Consider the following 15,636-nt stretch of genomic DNA (forward strand, 5'->3'; position numbering starts at 1 on the left):
TTGACCTTGGTGTGTGCTCTAAGGTTTATAGTTGGCATCAGTTGAGAATATACTCATTGGAGAAACAAATGAAAATAGGTGAGTTTGCAAATCAGTTAGGTGTCTCAACAGATACCCTAAGATATTATGAAAAACACAATTTGTTAACGCCATCAAGTCGAACCGAGGCAGGTTATCGCGATTATGATAAGGCAGCTCTCAAACAAATGAAGTTTATTTTGCGTGCTAAAAATGTTGGTTTTAGCCTGTTAGAGATCAGAGAGTTACTGCAAATTAAATTTAAAAAACACCAGCATTCGTGCCGTGAAGTGAAAGATTTAACGATACAAAAACGCGATCTAGTTGCAGAGCGTATTGCTGAGCTAACACGTTTTCATCAATCGCTATCGATACTGGCAGATAAGTGCTGTGGTGGACAAGAACCCGCTTATAACTGTTCAATATTAACAACCTTGGAGGACATCGATGGACTTACTTAATAATTTTTGGCAGTTATTTTTATTATCTGCCCCTTGGTTAATGCTTGGTTTGCTGATTGCTGGGTTATTGAATGTATATTTACCGGCAAATTTTTTAAATAAACATTTAGGTAAGAAGGCTTTTTGACCACAGTGAAAGCGGCTTTAATTGGTGCGCCAATGCCTTTGTGTTCATGTGGTGTTATTCCTGCTGCAATAGGATTGAGACGCGCCGGTGCTTCAAAAAGTGCCACTACTGCGTTTTTAGTGTCGACGCCTGAAACAGGGGTTGATTCTGTTTCAGTATCGTATGTGTTATTAGGTCCGTTTATGTCTATTATTCGTCCCATAGCTGCTATCTGCAGTGCTATTGTTGCAGGTGTGTTAGTTGGGCGAGATACCGATAGGCTGCAGACTAAGCCAGCCGCAGATGCTCAAACAAAAACCAGTTGTTGTGCGTCTAAAACGGCGGAGCCTAAAGTTCAAACCAGTTGTTGTGATAAACCAAACAAGGCATTACAAAGTCAATGGCAGAAAGTACAACAAGCGATAAGTTTTAGCTGCAATAAACTTCTGTCGGATACCATGGTCTGGTTAATGATTGGTTTATTCTTTGCCGCGTTGGTACAGACCTATGTTCCAGAGTCATTTTTAACACAGTGGGGCAGTGGCATTGTTGCCATGCTTGTGGTGATTTTGATCAGTATACCCATGTATATTTGTGCCACTGCTTCTACGCCTATTGCTGCAGGCTTGTTATTGAGTGGAGTATCGCCTGGAGCGGTGTTAGTGTTTATGCTCGCAGGGCCGGCAACAAATATTGCTACGTTAGGTGTTGTAGCTAATGAGCTTGGCAAGCGTGCTGTATTCGCTTATTTGATAGGGGTTATTGGGGTTGCATTGATTTTTGGGTTTTTAACGGATTATTTAGTAACTGAGTTTGGCTTTGTTGTTTCCCCGCAACTAGGTGAAGAGCATCAGGTGCTGCCATATTGGCTAAGCTTTGTTTGTGGTGTAATTTTAATCGCACTTATTCTGCGTTTAGTTGTCATAGCATTACAAGCAAGGCGAAAGGTAACTGGTAAGAGCATTACTTAATTATTTGTTATATATGTACTTTTTAGAGTGCTTGTTAGTTTTTATAAAAATGCAATAGCCTGACTTAGTTCGCATTTCAGTTTGCCTGAGTTATACTCAAACCAATAAAACAAACGGTACGTATTTTACGTGCCGTTTTTTAACTTTATAGATGCAGTAATGAGTGAATTAGAAGACAAGTACGCAGACATAAGACCTTACAACGACAATGAGGTTAACGCATCATTAGCGCGTTTAATGAGTGATGATGCATTTATAGATGTCATTGCGAAGTATAATCTACCGCGCTTTCTATCCGCAGTACCGTTTATTGCCCGCCCATTGGTAAGAAGCCAACTACGCAAAAAGTGGGGAAAAGTAACGAGCGTTGAAGATGTTCAAAATGAAGTTGCTACGTATTTAGATAAACTTATAAAACGCACCACGTCAAAAGTCACCTTTTCAGGTTTAGATAAATTAGATCCTAATCAAGCTTATTTATTTGTTTCTAACCACCGCGATATAGTGCTTGATCCTGCGCTTGTTAACTGGGGGTTATACCAACATAAAATGAAAACGGTACGAATAGCTATTGGCGATAATTTACTGCAAATACCCTACATAACAGAGCTGATGCGTTTAAATAAAAGCTTTATTGTTAAGCGCTCAGCTAAAGCCCCTAAAGAAATGCTAAAAGCCCTTACGCAATTGTCATCGTATATTTATGACTCACTAATGGGCGGGCACTCCATTTGGATTGCACAAAAAGAAGGGCGCGCTAAAGATGGCTTTGATCAAACCGATCCTGCATTACTAAAAATGTTGCAACTTAATGGCCGTAAGCAAAAGAAAGAGTTTGGTGAGTACATTAAAGAGTTAAAAGTTGTGCCTGTTTCTATTTCTTATCAATATGAGCCATGCGCTATAGCAAAAGCTAAAGAGCTTTATCATAAGCAACAACATGGTGAATATGTTAAGTCGGTAGGTGAAGATATTTTAAGCATTGTTGAGGGCTTTAGTACGGCAAAGGGCCATGTTCATTTAGCTTTTGGGCAGCCTATTGAGTCACAATGCGATAGCGCTGAGGAACTTGCTAACACTATTGACCAGCAAATAATAGATTCATTTTACTTACATCCAGGCAATTATATTGCTGGTGGTTGTAAAGAGTCGGTAATTAACTCTCCAGATACGGCAACATTTGAACAACGTATTGCGCAGGTACCTGAAGAGCTTAAGCCACTTGTATTGGCTATGTATGCAAAACCATTTCATCGTAAAGCACAAATAAATGTTAAAAGCCCTGAATCGCTTTAGCATTAAGTAAATAAAGTAAAAAGTAGCAATAGTATTGCTACTTTTTTTTTGTTTAAAAATAACGCTATACTGCAATTATGACCTTAACTAAGCGGTGTATGCTATGCAACAAATTGAAATATTTGATATTCCAAGTCCTTGTAAAAGTATTTGCTTAGTTAACAATAGAGGGTATTGCAAAGGGTGTTACCGTAGTCGTGACGAGCGATTTTTATGGAACTCTTTAACCAATGCACAAAAGAAAAAAGTTTTGAGCCTATGCCAGCAACGCTACAAGCGATATCTTCTCAAAAAACAGGAAGCAGAAAGTGCAACTAACACGGCAAAGCAGCACGGATTCGATTTTTAATCATACATATTGTATTTAGCTTTAAGCGCATAAGCCGTGCCATTGTTATGAAGTTTATTGAGTGCCGCTTCTAAGCCTTCAATTAGGTGCGCATTTTGTTTGTTTAAGTAATGATAAACAGGTGTTACACGTAGTGTCTCTTTTTGGTAGCAAACATCAGGATGCTGGATTGGTAGACTGTCAGATGCAAAATCGAGTAGCAATATACCTTTTACTTTTTTTTGAGTAAGCAGGTTTAGTTGCGTACTTATATTTTTTACTTCAATTACATTACCATCAAATTGCGTATTTTTTATGTACTGTGCTTGTATGGGGCAATCAGCTAAAATAGCGACGTTATCGAGCCGGTTTAATATGCTTTGCTGGCAGTTTTTATACAGTATTAATTTAAACTTGAACAATGGGTAGTTAACAGGCAGCAAATTAGGAAAATCTACCTCTATACTGTTGTCTCGACCCAACTGTCCGTCTAGTGTGCCATTATTAGCAGCGCGAAGAGCATTTTGGGGATTAAAATCGATAAGGTGTATTTCGTAGCCTATGTCCTTGTAGGCGAGTGTAAGAAGCTCAAGAACATAATTTGCTTGCGGTACGTTATCAGGGCGGTTAAATGTGAGCGTGTTTTGATTGCTAAAACATGCCGTGCTCAACATAAAACACGTTAATAGAAACAATACACTAAAGCGACTTTGCATTATCATTTCCAATTACTGCTGAGATAAATTAATAAGAGGCGTATAATAGCAAGGTGCTTGCTTTTTGCCCAGCATTGCAAGCTATGTATTACACCCTAAGCCATATAAAGAATGAGGAAATCCTGTGAGTTTTAACCTATGTTTATTACCACGTGAAGATAAGTACCAAATCCAGCTCGACTATGAAGCCTCATTTTGGGCATACCAAATTAAGCGTAATAAAAAAACACGCGAGCAAGTTTATAATACAATCCATAGCCGTCCAGTAGCAGAGCAAACGGTATTAAAACAAAAATTTGAGCAATATTTGGCACTAATGCTTAGTTAAAAATGTATACCACCCAATTATTAGATAAAGTAAAAACACCCTTAGTAAATAAATTTTACAAACTACATGGGGCTAGCGGGCGCGCTAATAAGCAAGATCAAGTCTGGGTTATATACTTAGATGAGCAAATAGTGGCTGCATGTAGGGTGCAACATAAATACAATTTTTTGTTTTTATCCACGGTTTATGTTGCCAAAGAACACCGCTCAAAAGGGCTAGCAAAGCAATTAATAACTGATCTTTTGAAGCATCAACACATGCATGTTTATACCTTTGCATTTAAAAACATAGTCGATTTATACCTCAGTATTGGTTTTAACCAAGTGTTAACATATACTGCTGAGCTACACGTACTTTTTGATATGTATAAGCACCGCAATATTGTCGCACTAGAGTACCCATAAAAATAAAAAACCATATGGAATGACCATGAGTAAGGGCGTTAATTGGATTATAAGTTGCTGCTTAGTTTTAATAACTATAGTGAGTTGCCAGGCTGGTGCACAAGTTAAGCGTTTATCACCCAGTGAAGGCCTATCACAAAGTTACGTTAATACCATACTTATCGATAACAACGGGTATTTGTGGCTTTCTACCGAAGGGGGGTTAAACCGTTACGATGGATATCAAGTAACCCCGATTAATGGCCCAAATGGAGAGCTAGAAGAAGCAATTATTGACAGAATATACCAAGACGTAGACGGTTATATTTGGATTGCCTCATTACTCGAGGGCCTTTTTAGATATGATCCAGCCACAGATACTTACAAGCAATTTTTAAGTCCTCCAAGCAACGAAGAGCAAATTTTTAATCAATCAGTATTTACCATGCTAGCGGCTGATTCTAAAACACTGTGGATTGGACGAGGTCGAGATTTTGCGAAGCTCGATATTCAAAGCGGTGTGATTGAATCTGTTTTTGAGCTGCCTAAAGAATACAAAAATACATTAGTAAGAAGCTTGTTTCATTATAACGGTTACATTTTTATAGCGACCTCTCACGGTGCTTACGTTCATGATATTGCTAATGATCTAACTCGTCCATTACAGCATTTAAAAGGTGAGGCGGCGCATGTTTACCAAAATAATGTTAAGTCGTTTGAGCTGGGTGAAAATAACCAGTTATTAGTCGGTGCGGTTAAAGGTATGTATCAGGTTGATATTAGTGATTTACCAAGCATGTTTGAACGTCCCGATATTGCATTCAAAAATAAAGTATTACTTGCCGACCTAAATGTGTGGAAAATAGAGTACAACCAAGGTGAAATCGATCTTGCGACAGACAAAGGTTTATTCAAATTTGATTTAAACAGTGGTGAGTTAATAAAAAATACACGAATCACTCAAAGTAAATATACCTTAGCCGACACCAGCATTATTGATATGGCCAAAGATAAGTCTGGTGGCGTATGGGTGGCCACAAAAAGTGATGGTGCCTTTTATCTATCAAAAGATACGTATCATTTTAACAATGTTGATGGCAGTGTGCTGGGTGGCGCAGGTCTATCTCACCATTCAATATGGGGAATAACCGAATTTAACGAAAAGCTCTGGCTTGCAACCAATAATGGCTTAACTGAGGTTGATTTAAAAACCAATACCAGCAAAGTATATTTAAAAGATTATAAAGCTGACGCTTACACACGTGAGTTTAGCGTTTGGCAAATTATGCCCTATAAAAATATGCTTTGGCTTAATACAAATCGAGGCTTGTATATTTTTGATCCAAATACGTACCAAGTCACTGAACCTAAAACAAAAAATGTGGCAAACCAAGATCATATCTCAGGGTGGGTACACGGTGTTGCTTTAATGCCAAATGGCGATTTATATTTTATGCATCGTGACCATGGCGCGTTTGTTTATAGTATAGACACCAAAATTGTGACACGATTGGGCGGTGAATTGGCACAATTTAACCCTTTTTTAGCGCATGGTTTTTTACCCGCTTTACCAAATAAGCCTGATTGGCCACTCTTTTTTAATGCCGGTATTTTATATCAATTAAACCCTAACAACTTAGCGTTAGAAATGATTTATAAAGTACCCAAACAACATGAAAACGTTGCAATTAGTGTGCTTTCATACGTAATTGATAATAACAACGTGTTGTGGATCTCTCTTTCTAACTTTGGCTTAATTGGTATTGATTCATCAACGTATGAACACCTTCATACTATTGATCTTGATAAGAATAAACTAGGTACATTACTTTACAGTATGGTGCTTGACGACGACGGTATGATTTGGATGAGTAGCCATAAAGGAATATGGCGTTTAAATCCAGAAACGCTCCACTTTCAGCAGTTTAGTACAGCCGAGGGGCTTTTATCGGCTGAATTTAATAGCTCAGCAATGGCGCAGCTTAACGATGGCCGCATTGTATATGGGGGGTTAAAAGGAATAACGTATTTTCATCCAATGGAAAACCAAAGTTATAAGCCGCTTATAGAGCATGTAAATATAACGCGGGTAAATTTAATGTCCCGAGAGTTATCTCGCGATTTAAGGCAACCTCTGAATGAAGTCGTTTTAAACCACGATGATATTGGTCTTGAAGTGGCTTTTTCTGCAATGGCTTTTAGTAATCAAGAACGTATTATTTATGAGTACCAGCTTGATAACGGGCAAAAAACCTACGCAAGAAATAATAACCGAGTACTATTTCCTAAGTTAAACCCAGGTAGTTATACATTAAAAGTTTGGGCTAAAGACCCCTTAACGGGAATTTTTACCAAGCCAGCTACATTAAAAATAAAGGTTAAATACCCACTTTGGCGTGCGCCTTATTTTATGGTGTTATACGGCGCTTTATTTTTATTTTTTATTGCCATGTGGGTCAGGCGACGTAATAAAATCCAACGTATCTTATTGGCTGCGCATAAAGAAAGTAAAGACAGTGAGTCCCGTTTAAAGCTTGCCCTTGAAGGCAGTGAGTCTGGCGTATGGGATTGGCAGTCAAGTAATCCAAGTATTTATCAGCCTCGTTTAAGTAATGAGCTGGGTTATAAACACGATACTGTAAGCCTTGATGAATACTTGGCTAAAATACATCCGCAAGAGAAACAACTATTTCGTTTAGAGTGGTTAGAGTTTTTGTCGACCGATAAAGGCTACTTTAACTGCACATACCGTGTACGCCATGCGAAAGGTTATTGGCGTTGGTATAAAGACTTTGGCAAAGTGGTTGAGTGGGATGAAAAAACGCCTCAAAAAGTAGCGGGTACATACACTAACATGACCCGTGAAATGGTATTTGAAGAGCACGCACGCTTATTTACCGCTGCATTTGAACAAACTCGTGATTGGGTTTTTATTCTCGATAAAAACTTTAATGTTCGTGCCTCTAATAAATCACTTCAAACCGCTTTTAACTTTGCTGCAGAGCCCATTTCAAGTAGGGCGTTAAACTTAGGTATGTCGCCTAAAAGCCGTGTTGATTACTTACGTATTATGAAAAAGCTCTCAGAAGGGGAGCATTTTTCTTGTGAAGATATGGTACGCCTTCACAATGGAGAGTCGCGCCATGTGCTAGTTAAAATAAGTGCGGTTGCCGATACAGAACAACGCTTAAGCAGCTACGTTATTATTTTAACGGATATACATGCACAAAAACTGGCAGAGAGTGAACTGCACCAACTCGCTAACTTTGATGTGTTAACCGGCTTACCAAATCGTACGTTGTTTAATGATAGGGTTGAGCATGCCCTTGAGCAAGCCCAAAAGCACTTATGCAAAGCTGCGCTTTTACATATTAATATTAAGCGCTTTAAATATTTTAATGATTCATTAGGCCACGAAGTCGCCGATGAACTTATTAAAAAAGTTGCAGAGCGATTAAAATGCTCACTACGTACATCAGACAGTATTGCACGATTTGGTGGTGATGAATTCGTGGTCCTAGTTGAAGATATTCACCAAATAGAAGAGGTATTACTTATTTGTACCAAACTTATGGATTGCGTGAATCAAAATATAAGTATTAACGACCAAGTAGTGAATATTAATTTAAGCATTGGTGTTGCTATTTCTCCTGATGATGCAACACAAAGTGGTGCCTTACTGAAGGCGGCAAACATTGCGCTCTATCATGCCAAAGGTGCGCTTGAAAGTAATTATCAATTTTACAAACAAGAAATGAATCAGCATGTTCAAAAAGCCCTTCATTTAGAATCACAGTTAACAAAAGCCTATCAAGAGCATGAGTTTTGTAATTACTACCAACCTATTATAAATGCTCACACACATCAAACTGAAGGCTTTGAAGTATTACTTCGCTGGCCTGAAAATAAGCGAATCCAAACACAAGAGTTTTCGTTGGCGGCTGAAGGTGTTGGTTTAATAACTAAAATAATGCTACAAACCTTTGGCAGAGCATTAAATGAGCTTAACGAATGGCGAAAAGCATCTCCTGATTTGTATTTATCGATTAACTTATCGGCATTAGATTTTGAATTTATAGAGCTTGTGCCAGAGATTAAAAAAGCGCTTATTAATGCTAACGTGCCATCAGAGGCTATTGTATTTGAAATAACAGAATCTATTTTAATGCGTGACTCAAACCTTGCACTGCAAAGTATGAAAAAGCTAAAAGAGTTAGGCTGTAAACTCTATATGGACGACTTTGGTACCGGCTATGCATCGCTAACTTACTTAAAGCGTTTTCCTATAGATGTGCTTAAGATTGATCGAAGTTTTGTTCAAGACATCGGCATTGATTCTGATGATGAGGCAATTATTGAATCAACACTCACATTGGCACACAGTTTAGGCAAAGAGTGTGTGGCTGAGGGCGTTGAAAGCCAGCAGCAGCTTCTATTTTTAACCGCGTTAGGGTGCAAGCATTTTCAGGGCTATTTATTTAGTAAGCCTGTTCCAAGAGAAGATGTACCAGCTCTTATAGTACGTGACTGGCAAGATATTTTTGGTAGTGACCTGCATGCGGATCATAGATAAGCGGTCATAAATATCAAAAATAGTGTTATTAGCCCTTTTGAGCACAGTGCACGTTAAGTTGTTAAAGCAATATTATAGCGCCTTACTGGTTTTAGGCGCTCTGAACATAACTTAAGTTATTGGGCTGAGTTTATTTTGTGTTGAGCACCATGTTAATGCTGCCTTCTTCAAAATCGCGGCTTACTTTAAAGCCCAACTTGCGGGCAAGTTCAATCATACCTGTGTTTTCTGGTAGTGTTATACCTTCAATCCATTCAACGCCTTGGCGTTTACAATGGTTAATTGCAGCATTCATTAAAATTCGACCTAGCCCTAAGCCCTGGCAGTCAGAACGAACCACAATAGCAAACTCAGCATGCACGTTGTCGGGATCCATAATCACACGCGACACCCCTAAGGTGCGTGTTTTTCCCTCTAAGCGTTGGCAAACAATAAACGCCATTTCTCGGTCGTAATCAATTTGAGTCATTTTAGCGAGTTGATCGTGGTTAAATTGAGGTAACTCGCCAAAAAAGCGTTTGTAACGATCTTCTTTATTGAGTGATTGATCAAATGCCTTATGGGCTTGTTCATCTTCAGGTTTTATTGGCCTAAGCGTTGCTTGAGTATTATTTTTTAGCGTTACTATTTCTACAAGATCTATAGGGTAGGGGCGAATACATAACCGTTTGCGGTTACTTTTTGACTGGTATCGATTTAGCGTTATGGTGGCATCAAGTACTAAAAATTGCCCGTTACTTGCAAGTATTGGGTTAAGTTCCATTGCGCTAATATCGGGTTGATCCACAACGAGCTGTGAAATACGCGTGAGCAACGCACATAAACGATATTTGTCGACCTTTTCAGGTAAAATGCGATCTTTTAATACGCCTTTATCATGTGCGGCAGCAATTAAATATTTAGCCAAGTTCATATTAAGTGGAGGGAGAGCCACTGCCGCTTGAGCGTACTCAAGCCCTGTACCTGCCTCACCAAGTAAAATAACGGGGCCAAAATTAGGCTCTGTTTTAATTGCAATCCGCAGCTCGTTTGCACCTGCACGCGGTGCCATTTTTTGGAGTGAAAACCCATCAATAGTGGCATCCGGATAAGTGTTTTTAATACGAATAAGCATCGCAAATGCGGTTTGCTCAACTTCATTGGCATCGTTTAGATTTAAAACCACGCCGCCGACTTCAGACTTAGAAGCAATACTTGGGCTTATAAGCTTAAGCGCAACGGGAAAACCAAGCTCTATTGCTTGCTCTTTTGCCTCAGTGGGTGTGTACGCCACTTTAGTTTCAATACATTCAACACCATAGTGGCTTAGTACTTGGCTTGCATTATGAGTGGGTAGATAGGTTTGTTCTTCATCTAAATATTCAGTTATTAACGTTGTGGCAGCAGCTTTGTTTATTTTTCCATCGTCAGTGTTAGACTCTGGCGTTTGCGTTAAATGTTTTTGGTTTCGACGATACGATACCAAGTGCATAAACGCACCGACAGCGCCTTCAGGTGTTCGATAAGTAGGAATTGCATTGTTAGCGCATATTTTTCTGGCTGCGAATGAAGCATCTTCACCCATAAAGTTGGTAAACACATAAGGGCGAGCCATTTTGGGCAACGTTTGCAGCGCTTGAACAATAACACTGGCATAGTCTTCACTTGGAGCCAGTGCCGATGGGGTATGTATTATCAATAAGTTTTTTACTTCTTTTGCATGCAATAATATTTCTAATGCTTGTTTGTAACGCGCTGGTGCCGAGTCACCAAAAATATCAATCGGGTTGGAGGTTGCTTCTGAGCGGGGAATAACATGATTAAGCGCACTGCGTGTTTCACTACTAAGAACTGCTAATTTCCCAGATCGTTGAATTAGCTCATCGACCGCCATAACACCCGGACCTCCTCCATTTGTTAAAATAGTGAGCTGTTCAACTTGCAATAATTTTGGGTGCATGGCGAGCGTTTGTGTTGCAGCAAATAGCTCTCGTAGGTCGTTAACGCGCAGCATACCCGCACGTTGAAATAACGCATCGTATACGGCATCAGAGCTTTGTTTTCCACCGGAATGGATCTCTGCAGCAAGAGCGCCAGCATTTGTCTTTCCTGTTTTTATGGCAATAACAGGTTTACTAAATGCAGCCGCTCTTGCGGCCGAAATAAAGCCACGGATGTCTTCAATGTTATCAATATAAAGTAAAATAGCTTTAGTTTTTGAATCACGCCCTAAAAAGTCGAGCAGCTCATCAAAATCAATATCTAAACACCCTCCCACAGAAACAAAGTACGAAAAGCCAATATCTTTATTTTTAGCCCAATCTAAAATAGTGGAACAAACTGCTGCAGATTGCGACACAAAGGCAATTTTACCTGGGCTTGCCACTGTATGAGAAAAGCTGGCATTTAAGCCAATATGGGGAATTAATAGCCCTAAGCTATTAGGGCCTAATAAAGTAACGTTGTGTTTATGGGCGCATGCTTTTAGCGCACTTTTTTGATCGTTCGTTAAGCCATCGGCAATAATAATAGCGCTTTTACAGCCCAGCTCGCCTAGTTGGCTAATAATGTCGAACAGGGTATTTTTATTGGTACAAATAACGGCAAGGTCAGGCACTTTAGGTAGATCATTAATACACGGGTATGCAAGTACGCCATGAACAGCGCTATAGCTTGGCGTTACAGGCATGATTGGTCCTTTAAAACCGCCTTGTAATAAATTACGCATAACGACAAAACCGGCACGAGAGGCATTATTTGACGCGCCTATCACTGCCACTGAGCTTGGATTAAAAAACTGACTAATTCGCTTTAGGCTCATTGCGTTTCCTTAGCTTTAAAATTTTGCGTTATACATTGTCTCAATGTACCCTGTTTAACAGGTTATTTCGAGTTTATAGATACGTATTATTGATATCAATCAAGGAGTTTACTGTGATTAAAACACCTGGTTTTCACACTGTGCTGGCGGCTATTTTTTTAAGCCTAGGCTTAATTAGCTTAGGGTTTATTTTAAAAAGTGCAGCACTAAATGTAAAAGAAATGGAGCGTACAGTACAAGTTAAAGGATTAGCAGAGCAAGAGGTGATTGCCGATACTGTTATATGGCCTTTGCAATTTAGCGATGCAGATAACGACCTTGAAAAGTTGGTAAATAGGGTTGAGAAAAAAAACGCTGCCGTGATCGCATTTTTAAAACTGCATGGTTTTGATGACGCCGAAATATCACTTGGTAGCCAATCTATTGTTGATAAACAGGCGCGCGAGTACGGCAATGAAAACCAGCAATTTAGGTACATTGTTCGTTCAAATATGACCGTTTATTCTAGCGCTGTAGACAAGGTGCAAAATGCGCTGAGCAAAGTAAGCCAATTAGCTAAACAAAATATTGCCATAGTACAAGATAGTTACGAAACACGTGTTGAGTATATTTTTACAGGGCTAAACGATGTGAAACCGGCCATGGTTCAACAAGCAACTGAAAAAGCCCGCGAAGTAGCTAACAAGTTTGCTAGGGATTCCAATTCAAAACTAGGAAAAATAAAAACAGCTCGCCAAGGGCAGTTTAGTATTACTAATCGCGATTCAAATACACCACAAATAAAAAACGTAAGAGTAGTAACCACTGTTGAATACTACTTAAACGACTAGGATCTATTTATTATTTTAGGTTAAATTTATAGCGGTGTGTTTAGTATTTATGTAACTCATTAGGTTACAAATCTCGTAACTTGGTAAAATAGTTACTCGATTGGCCAACGCTTAATCTATCAAGGTTTTCACGACCTAAACTGCTTTAACTAAATGTGCAACTTGCGCGGTTGAACGTTGCAGGTAAGCAGCACTAAGTAAAATACTGGTTTCGTTTAGGCTCATGCCTTTTAATATATTTGCCAACTGCTGTTTAGCTGTTGGGTTCTGTTTTTGTTCTATTTCCATCAAGGCTAACAGTGCCGAAAATTCATGCTTAACCGGCGTGCTTGGTTTATTTGCATACGCAATATAACAAGCAACAGGTGTTAGGCCACGAGCATTGGGTTGGGCAAGCGCTTTTACTAAGTCATCGTTAGATTCAAATAACATTAATGAGCGCACATAATTAAACGCCAGCTTTTGGGCGTTAGCGTGTTTAAATACAGTGTGCAACACATTATTTCCTTGGGTATCTTGTGCCAAGAAGCCCTTATTTTCTCTCAGCGCCGGAGTAAAAAACGTCAAGGCATCTGTGGTTGTTAACTGATTAATAAAAGGTGCAGGTGGGGTATTGCTTGCTAAAATACGTGTTGCTACATTTTGCATAAAATCGTACTTAATACTCATACGCAAAGCGCTTTCGTATAGATGATTAAGCTGCTGTGTTTGTTGGGCTGGACTTAACTGCTTAAAGTCATTATCAAGTTCATTTAATTGATGCTTTGAAATACGTGCGTTAAGTAACTGTATGCATAACTCCATAATTTTTGCGCCTTTTAAATACCTTTTTGTTTAGCTTAACCTATTATTGCCAAATGGTACAAAATACAAAAAAGGTCGCATAAGCGACCTTTTAGTTAGCTTTATAAATTGGGATTAAGCTTTTTTGCTTGCTACCCATTCATTTACAAAGTTTTCTAGTACGTTAAGTGGTACAGGGCCATTTTTTAGCACTACATCGTGGAACTGACGAATATCAAACTTGTCGCCAAGTTGCTTTTTAGCGTCTTCACGTAGTTCTAAAATTTTCAACATACCTACTTTGTAAGCCGTTGCTTGCGAAGGCATTACAATGTGACGTTCAACCATTTTAACGCCGTCAGAAGTGGCATTAGGGGTGTTATTCACGTAGTAATCAATCCCTTCTTGGCGAGTCCACTTCATTGCGTGAATACCGGTATCAACCACTAAACGGCACGCGCGCCATAATTCCATAGAAAGACGACCAAAGTCTGAGTATGGGTCTGAGTACATACCCATTTCTTTAGGTACAAGCTCAGAGTATAAACCCCAACCTTCAATGTAGGCTGTGTAGCCGCCAAATTTACGGAACTTAGGCACACCTTCTAGTTCTTGCGAAATAGCTATTTGCATGTGGTGACCCGGAATACCTTCATGGTAAGCCAGTGCTTCCATTTGGTACGTTGGCATCGCTTCCATGTCGTAAAGGTTTGCGTAGTAAATACCTGGGCGTGAACCATCTGGCGCAGGCTGTTGGTAAAATGCTTTACCCGCCGCTTTTTCACGGAAAGCTTCAACTGCTTTTACTTTAAGGTCGGCTTTTGGCTTAACAATAAATAGCTCATCAAGACGCACTTTCATTGTGTCGATCATAGCTGTTGCTTCGTCAAGGTAGCGCTGTTTACCCTCTGCTGTATTTGGGTAGTAAAATTGCTTATCAGTTTTCATAAACTGCATAAACGCTTTTAAATCGCCTTTAAAGCCTACTTTATCTTTAATTTCACGCATTTCGTCATGTATACGGCTTACTTCTGATAGGCCAATAGCATGAATTTCTTTTGCAGTTAAATCAGTGGTAGTTGTGCGTTTAAGTGCATTATTGTAAAAGGTATTACCTTCAGGTAATTTCCAAGCACCATCACGATCGTCAGCACGCTTTTCAAGTTGTGCTAGGTAGTTAATAAGCTTTGAGTAAGCTGGCTTAACTGCTGATTTTAACGCGTCAGTTGCTTCGTTAATAAGTGCATCTTTTTCGTCTTGGTTGATTTCAAGTGCCGTTACTTTGCGTTTAAAGTCTGCTAAAAGTGTTGAATCGTCACCTTTTTCAAATGGTGCACCTTGAATAATGTTTTTGCTTGAATCAATAACATGTGGAAACACAAACTTAGGCGCAATAATGCCTTTGCTTGCTCGTGTTTCTAAATCAGTTACTAATTGGTCAAATACCGTAGGCACCCCATTTAAACGCGAAATGTAGTCTTTTGCTTCTTTAACATTACTAATTGAATGTTGGTTTATTAAAAATGCAGGCACCATAGAGTGTGTACCAAACATTTGGTTTACAGGGTAGTTGTGGTAACGCCATTTAAAGTCAGCAATTGAGCTTTCTAAGTCTTGTTTTTTTAAGTCGTAGCTTACTTTAGTTGCATCGTCTAGCAGGTCGCGGTTAATCGCGTTTAGGGCAACTAAGTCGGCTTTAGTTTCAGCGAGGTCTTTGAGTTTTTGCTCTTCGCTGCCGTCATCCCACTTATCGTAATCTTTTTTAATACCCATGTAAGTTTGGTAAACCGGGCTGCTCATCACATCACGGTTAAAGGTATCTTCAAAAAACGCATTGGCTTTGTCAATTTCGCTTTGTACAGGTTGCGCTTGTACAATTGGAGTGGTTACAGATTGTTGTGGTGCTTGTTGGCAACCAGCAAGGAGTGCAACACACACAGCTGCTGCAATAAAGGTAAGTTTACGCATTGTTTTCCCTTTTGTTGTTAGAAACCCATTAGGGTATTTTAATTTTTCATGTATTCGCTTTACATGACGTATAAC

At 39.2% G+C, this 15,636-nt stretch carries 11 protein-coding genes and 1 pseudogene; 8 read left to right on the plus strand and 4 right to left on the minus strand.

Translation table 11 applies throughout. From position 1 onward, the window contains the following. Positions 1-68: 68 nt before the first annotated feature. The 4 genes and pseudogenes from zntR to CWB65_RS03030 all read left to right on the plus strand — a co-directional run bounded on the left by zntR (position 69) and on the right by CWB65_RS03030 (position 3,201). Positions 69-479: a Zn(2+)-responsive transcriptional regulator gene (gene zntR / locus CWB65_RS03015; protein ID WP_006793210.1), complete on the plus strand. Its 411-nt coding sequence runs from the start codon at positions 69-71 to the stop codon at positions 477-479. Beyond that, positions 466-1,556: pseudogene (locus CWB65_RS03020) on the plus strand (SO_0444 family Cu/Zn efflux transporter). Before zntR ends, CWB65_RS03020 begins: the two are co-directional and overlap by 14 nt. A gap of 159 nt (positions 1,557-1,715) precedes the next feature. Continuing rightward, positions 1,716-2,852: a 1-acyl-sn-glycerol-3-phosphate acyltransferase gene (locus tag CWB65_RS03025; protein ID WP_033019396.1), complete on the plus strand. Its 1,137-nt coding sequence runs from the start codon at positions 1,716-1,718 to the stop codon at positions 2,850-2,852. Positions 2,853-2,955: 103 nt separating this feature from the next. Further along, positions 2,956-3,201 (plus strand): DUF1289 domain-containing protein, encoded by a 246-nt coding sequence (locus CWB65_RS03030; protein ID WP_138739856.1) that lies wholly within the window; start codon positions 2,956-2,958, stop codon positions 3,199-3,201. On the opposite strand, the gene CWB65_RS03035 is transcribed toward CWB65_RS03030, so the two are convergent. Then, the gene (locus CWB65_RS03035; protein WP_058433140.1) at positions 3,198-3,896 is read right to left on the minus strand and encodes a substrate-binding periplasmic protein; all 699 of its coding nucleotides are present in this window, start codon (positions 3,894-3,896) and stop codon (positions 3,198-3,200) included. The genes CWB65_RS03030 and CWB65_RS03035 overlap by 4 nt on opposite strands. A gap of 124 nt (positions 3,897-4,020) precedes the next feature. On the opposite strand from CWB65_RS03035, the gene CWB65_RS03040 reads away from it, so the two are divergent. The 3 genes from CWB65_RS03040 to CWB65_RS03050 are packed head-to-tail and all read left to right on the plus strand — an operon-like array spanning position 4,021 to position 9,180. Further along, positions 4,021-4,224, plus strand: a complete 204-nt coding sequence (locus CWB65_RS03040) for a DUF3283 family protein (RefSeq protein ID WP_006793205.1) — start codon at positions 4,021-4,023, stop codon at positions 4,222-4,224. Between the two features lie 2 nt (positions 4,225-4,226). Beyond that, a complete protein-coding gene (locus CWB65_RS03045; protein ID WP_138739857.1) occupies positions 4,227-4,628 on the plus strand; it encodes a GNAT family N-acetyltransferase in 402 nt (133 codons plus the stop codon). Between the two features lie 25 nt (positions 4,629-4,653). Beyond that, the gene (locus tag CWB65_RS03050) at positions 4,654-9,180 is read left to right on the plus strand and encodes an EAL domain-containing protein (RefSeq protein WP_138739858.1); all 4,527 of its coding nucleotides are present in this window, start codon (positions 4,654-4,656) and stop codon (positions 9,178-9,180) included. Between the two features lie 130 nt (positions 9,181-9,310). Here CWB65_RS03050 and CWB65_RS03055 read toward each other — a convergent pair whose 3' ends face one another. Beyond that, positions 9,311-11,980: a bifunctional acetate--CoA ligase family protein/GNAT family N-acetyltransferase gene (locus CWB65_RS03055; protein WP_138739859.1), complete on the minus strand. Its 2,670-nt coding sequence runs from the start codon at positions 11,978-11,980 to the stop codon at positions 9,311-9,313. A 113-nt stretch (positions 11,981-12,093) separates the two neighbouring features. Here CWB65_RS03055 and CWB65_RS03060 point away from each other — a divergent pair, with 113 nt between their 5' ends. Next, the gene (locus CWB65_RS03060; RefSeq protein ID WP_010556584.1) at positions 12,094-12,810 is read left to right on the plus strand and encodes an SIMPL domain-containing protein; all 717 of its coding nucleotides are present in this window, start codon (positions 12,094-12,096) and stop codon (positions 12,808-12,810) included. Positions 12,811-12,945: 135 nt separating this feature from the next. Here CWB65_RS03060 and CWB65_RS03065 read toward each other — a convergent pair whose 3' ends face one another. Both CWB65_RS03065 and CWB65_RS03070 read right to left on the minus strand, forming a co-directional pair. After that, positions 12,946-13,614: a hypothetical protein gene (locus CWB65_RS03065; RefSeq protein WP_138739860.1), complete on the minus strand. Its 669-nt coding sequence runs from the start codon at positions 13,612-13,614 to the stop codon at positions 12,946-12,948. A gap of 114 nt (positions 13,615-13,728) precedes the next feature. Beyond that, complete coding sequence (locus tag CWB65_RS03070; protein ID WP_138739861.1) at positions 13,729-15,561, minus strand: DUF885 domain-containing protein; 1,833 nt, start codon at positions 15,559-15,561, stop codon at positions 13,729-13,731. Between the last annotated feature and the right edge of the window lie 75 nt (positions 15,562-15,636).

The organism is Pseudoalteromonas sp. S554 (assembly GCF_005930865.1).
GTDB lineage: Bacteria > Pseudomonadota > Gammaproteobacteria > Enterobacterales > Alteromonadaceae > Pseudoalteromonas > Pseudoalteromonas marina.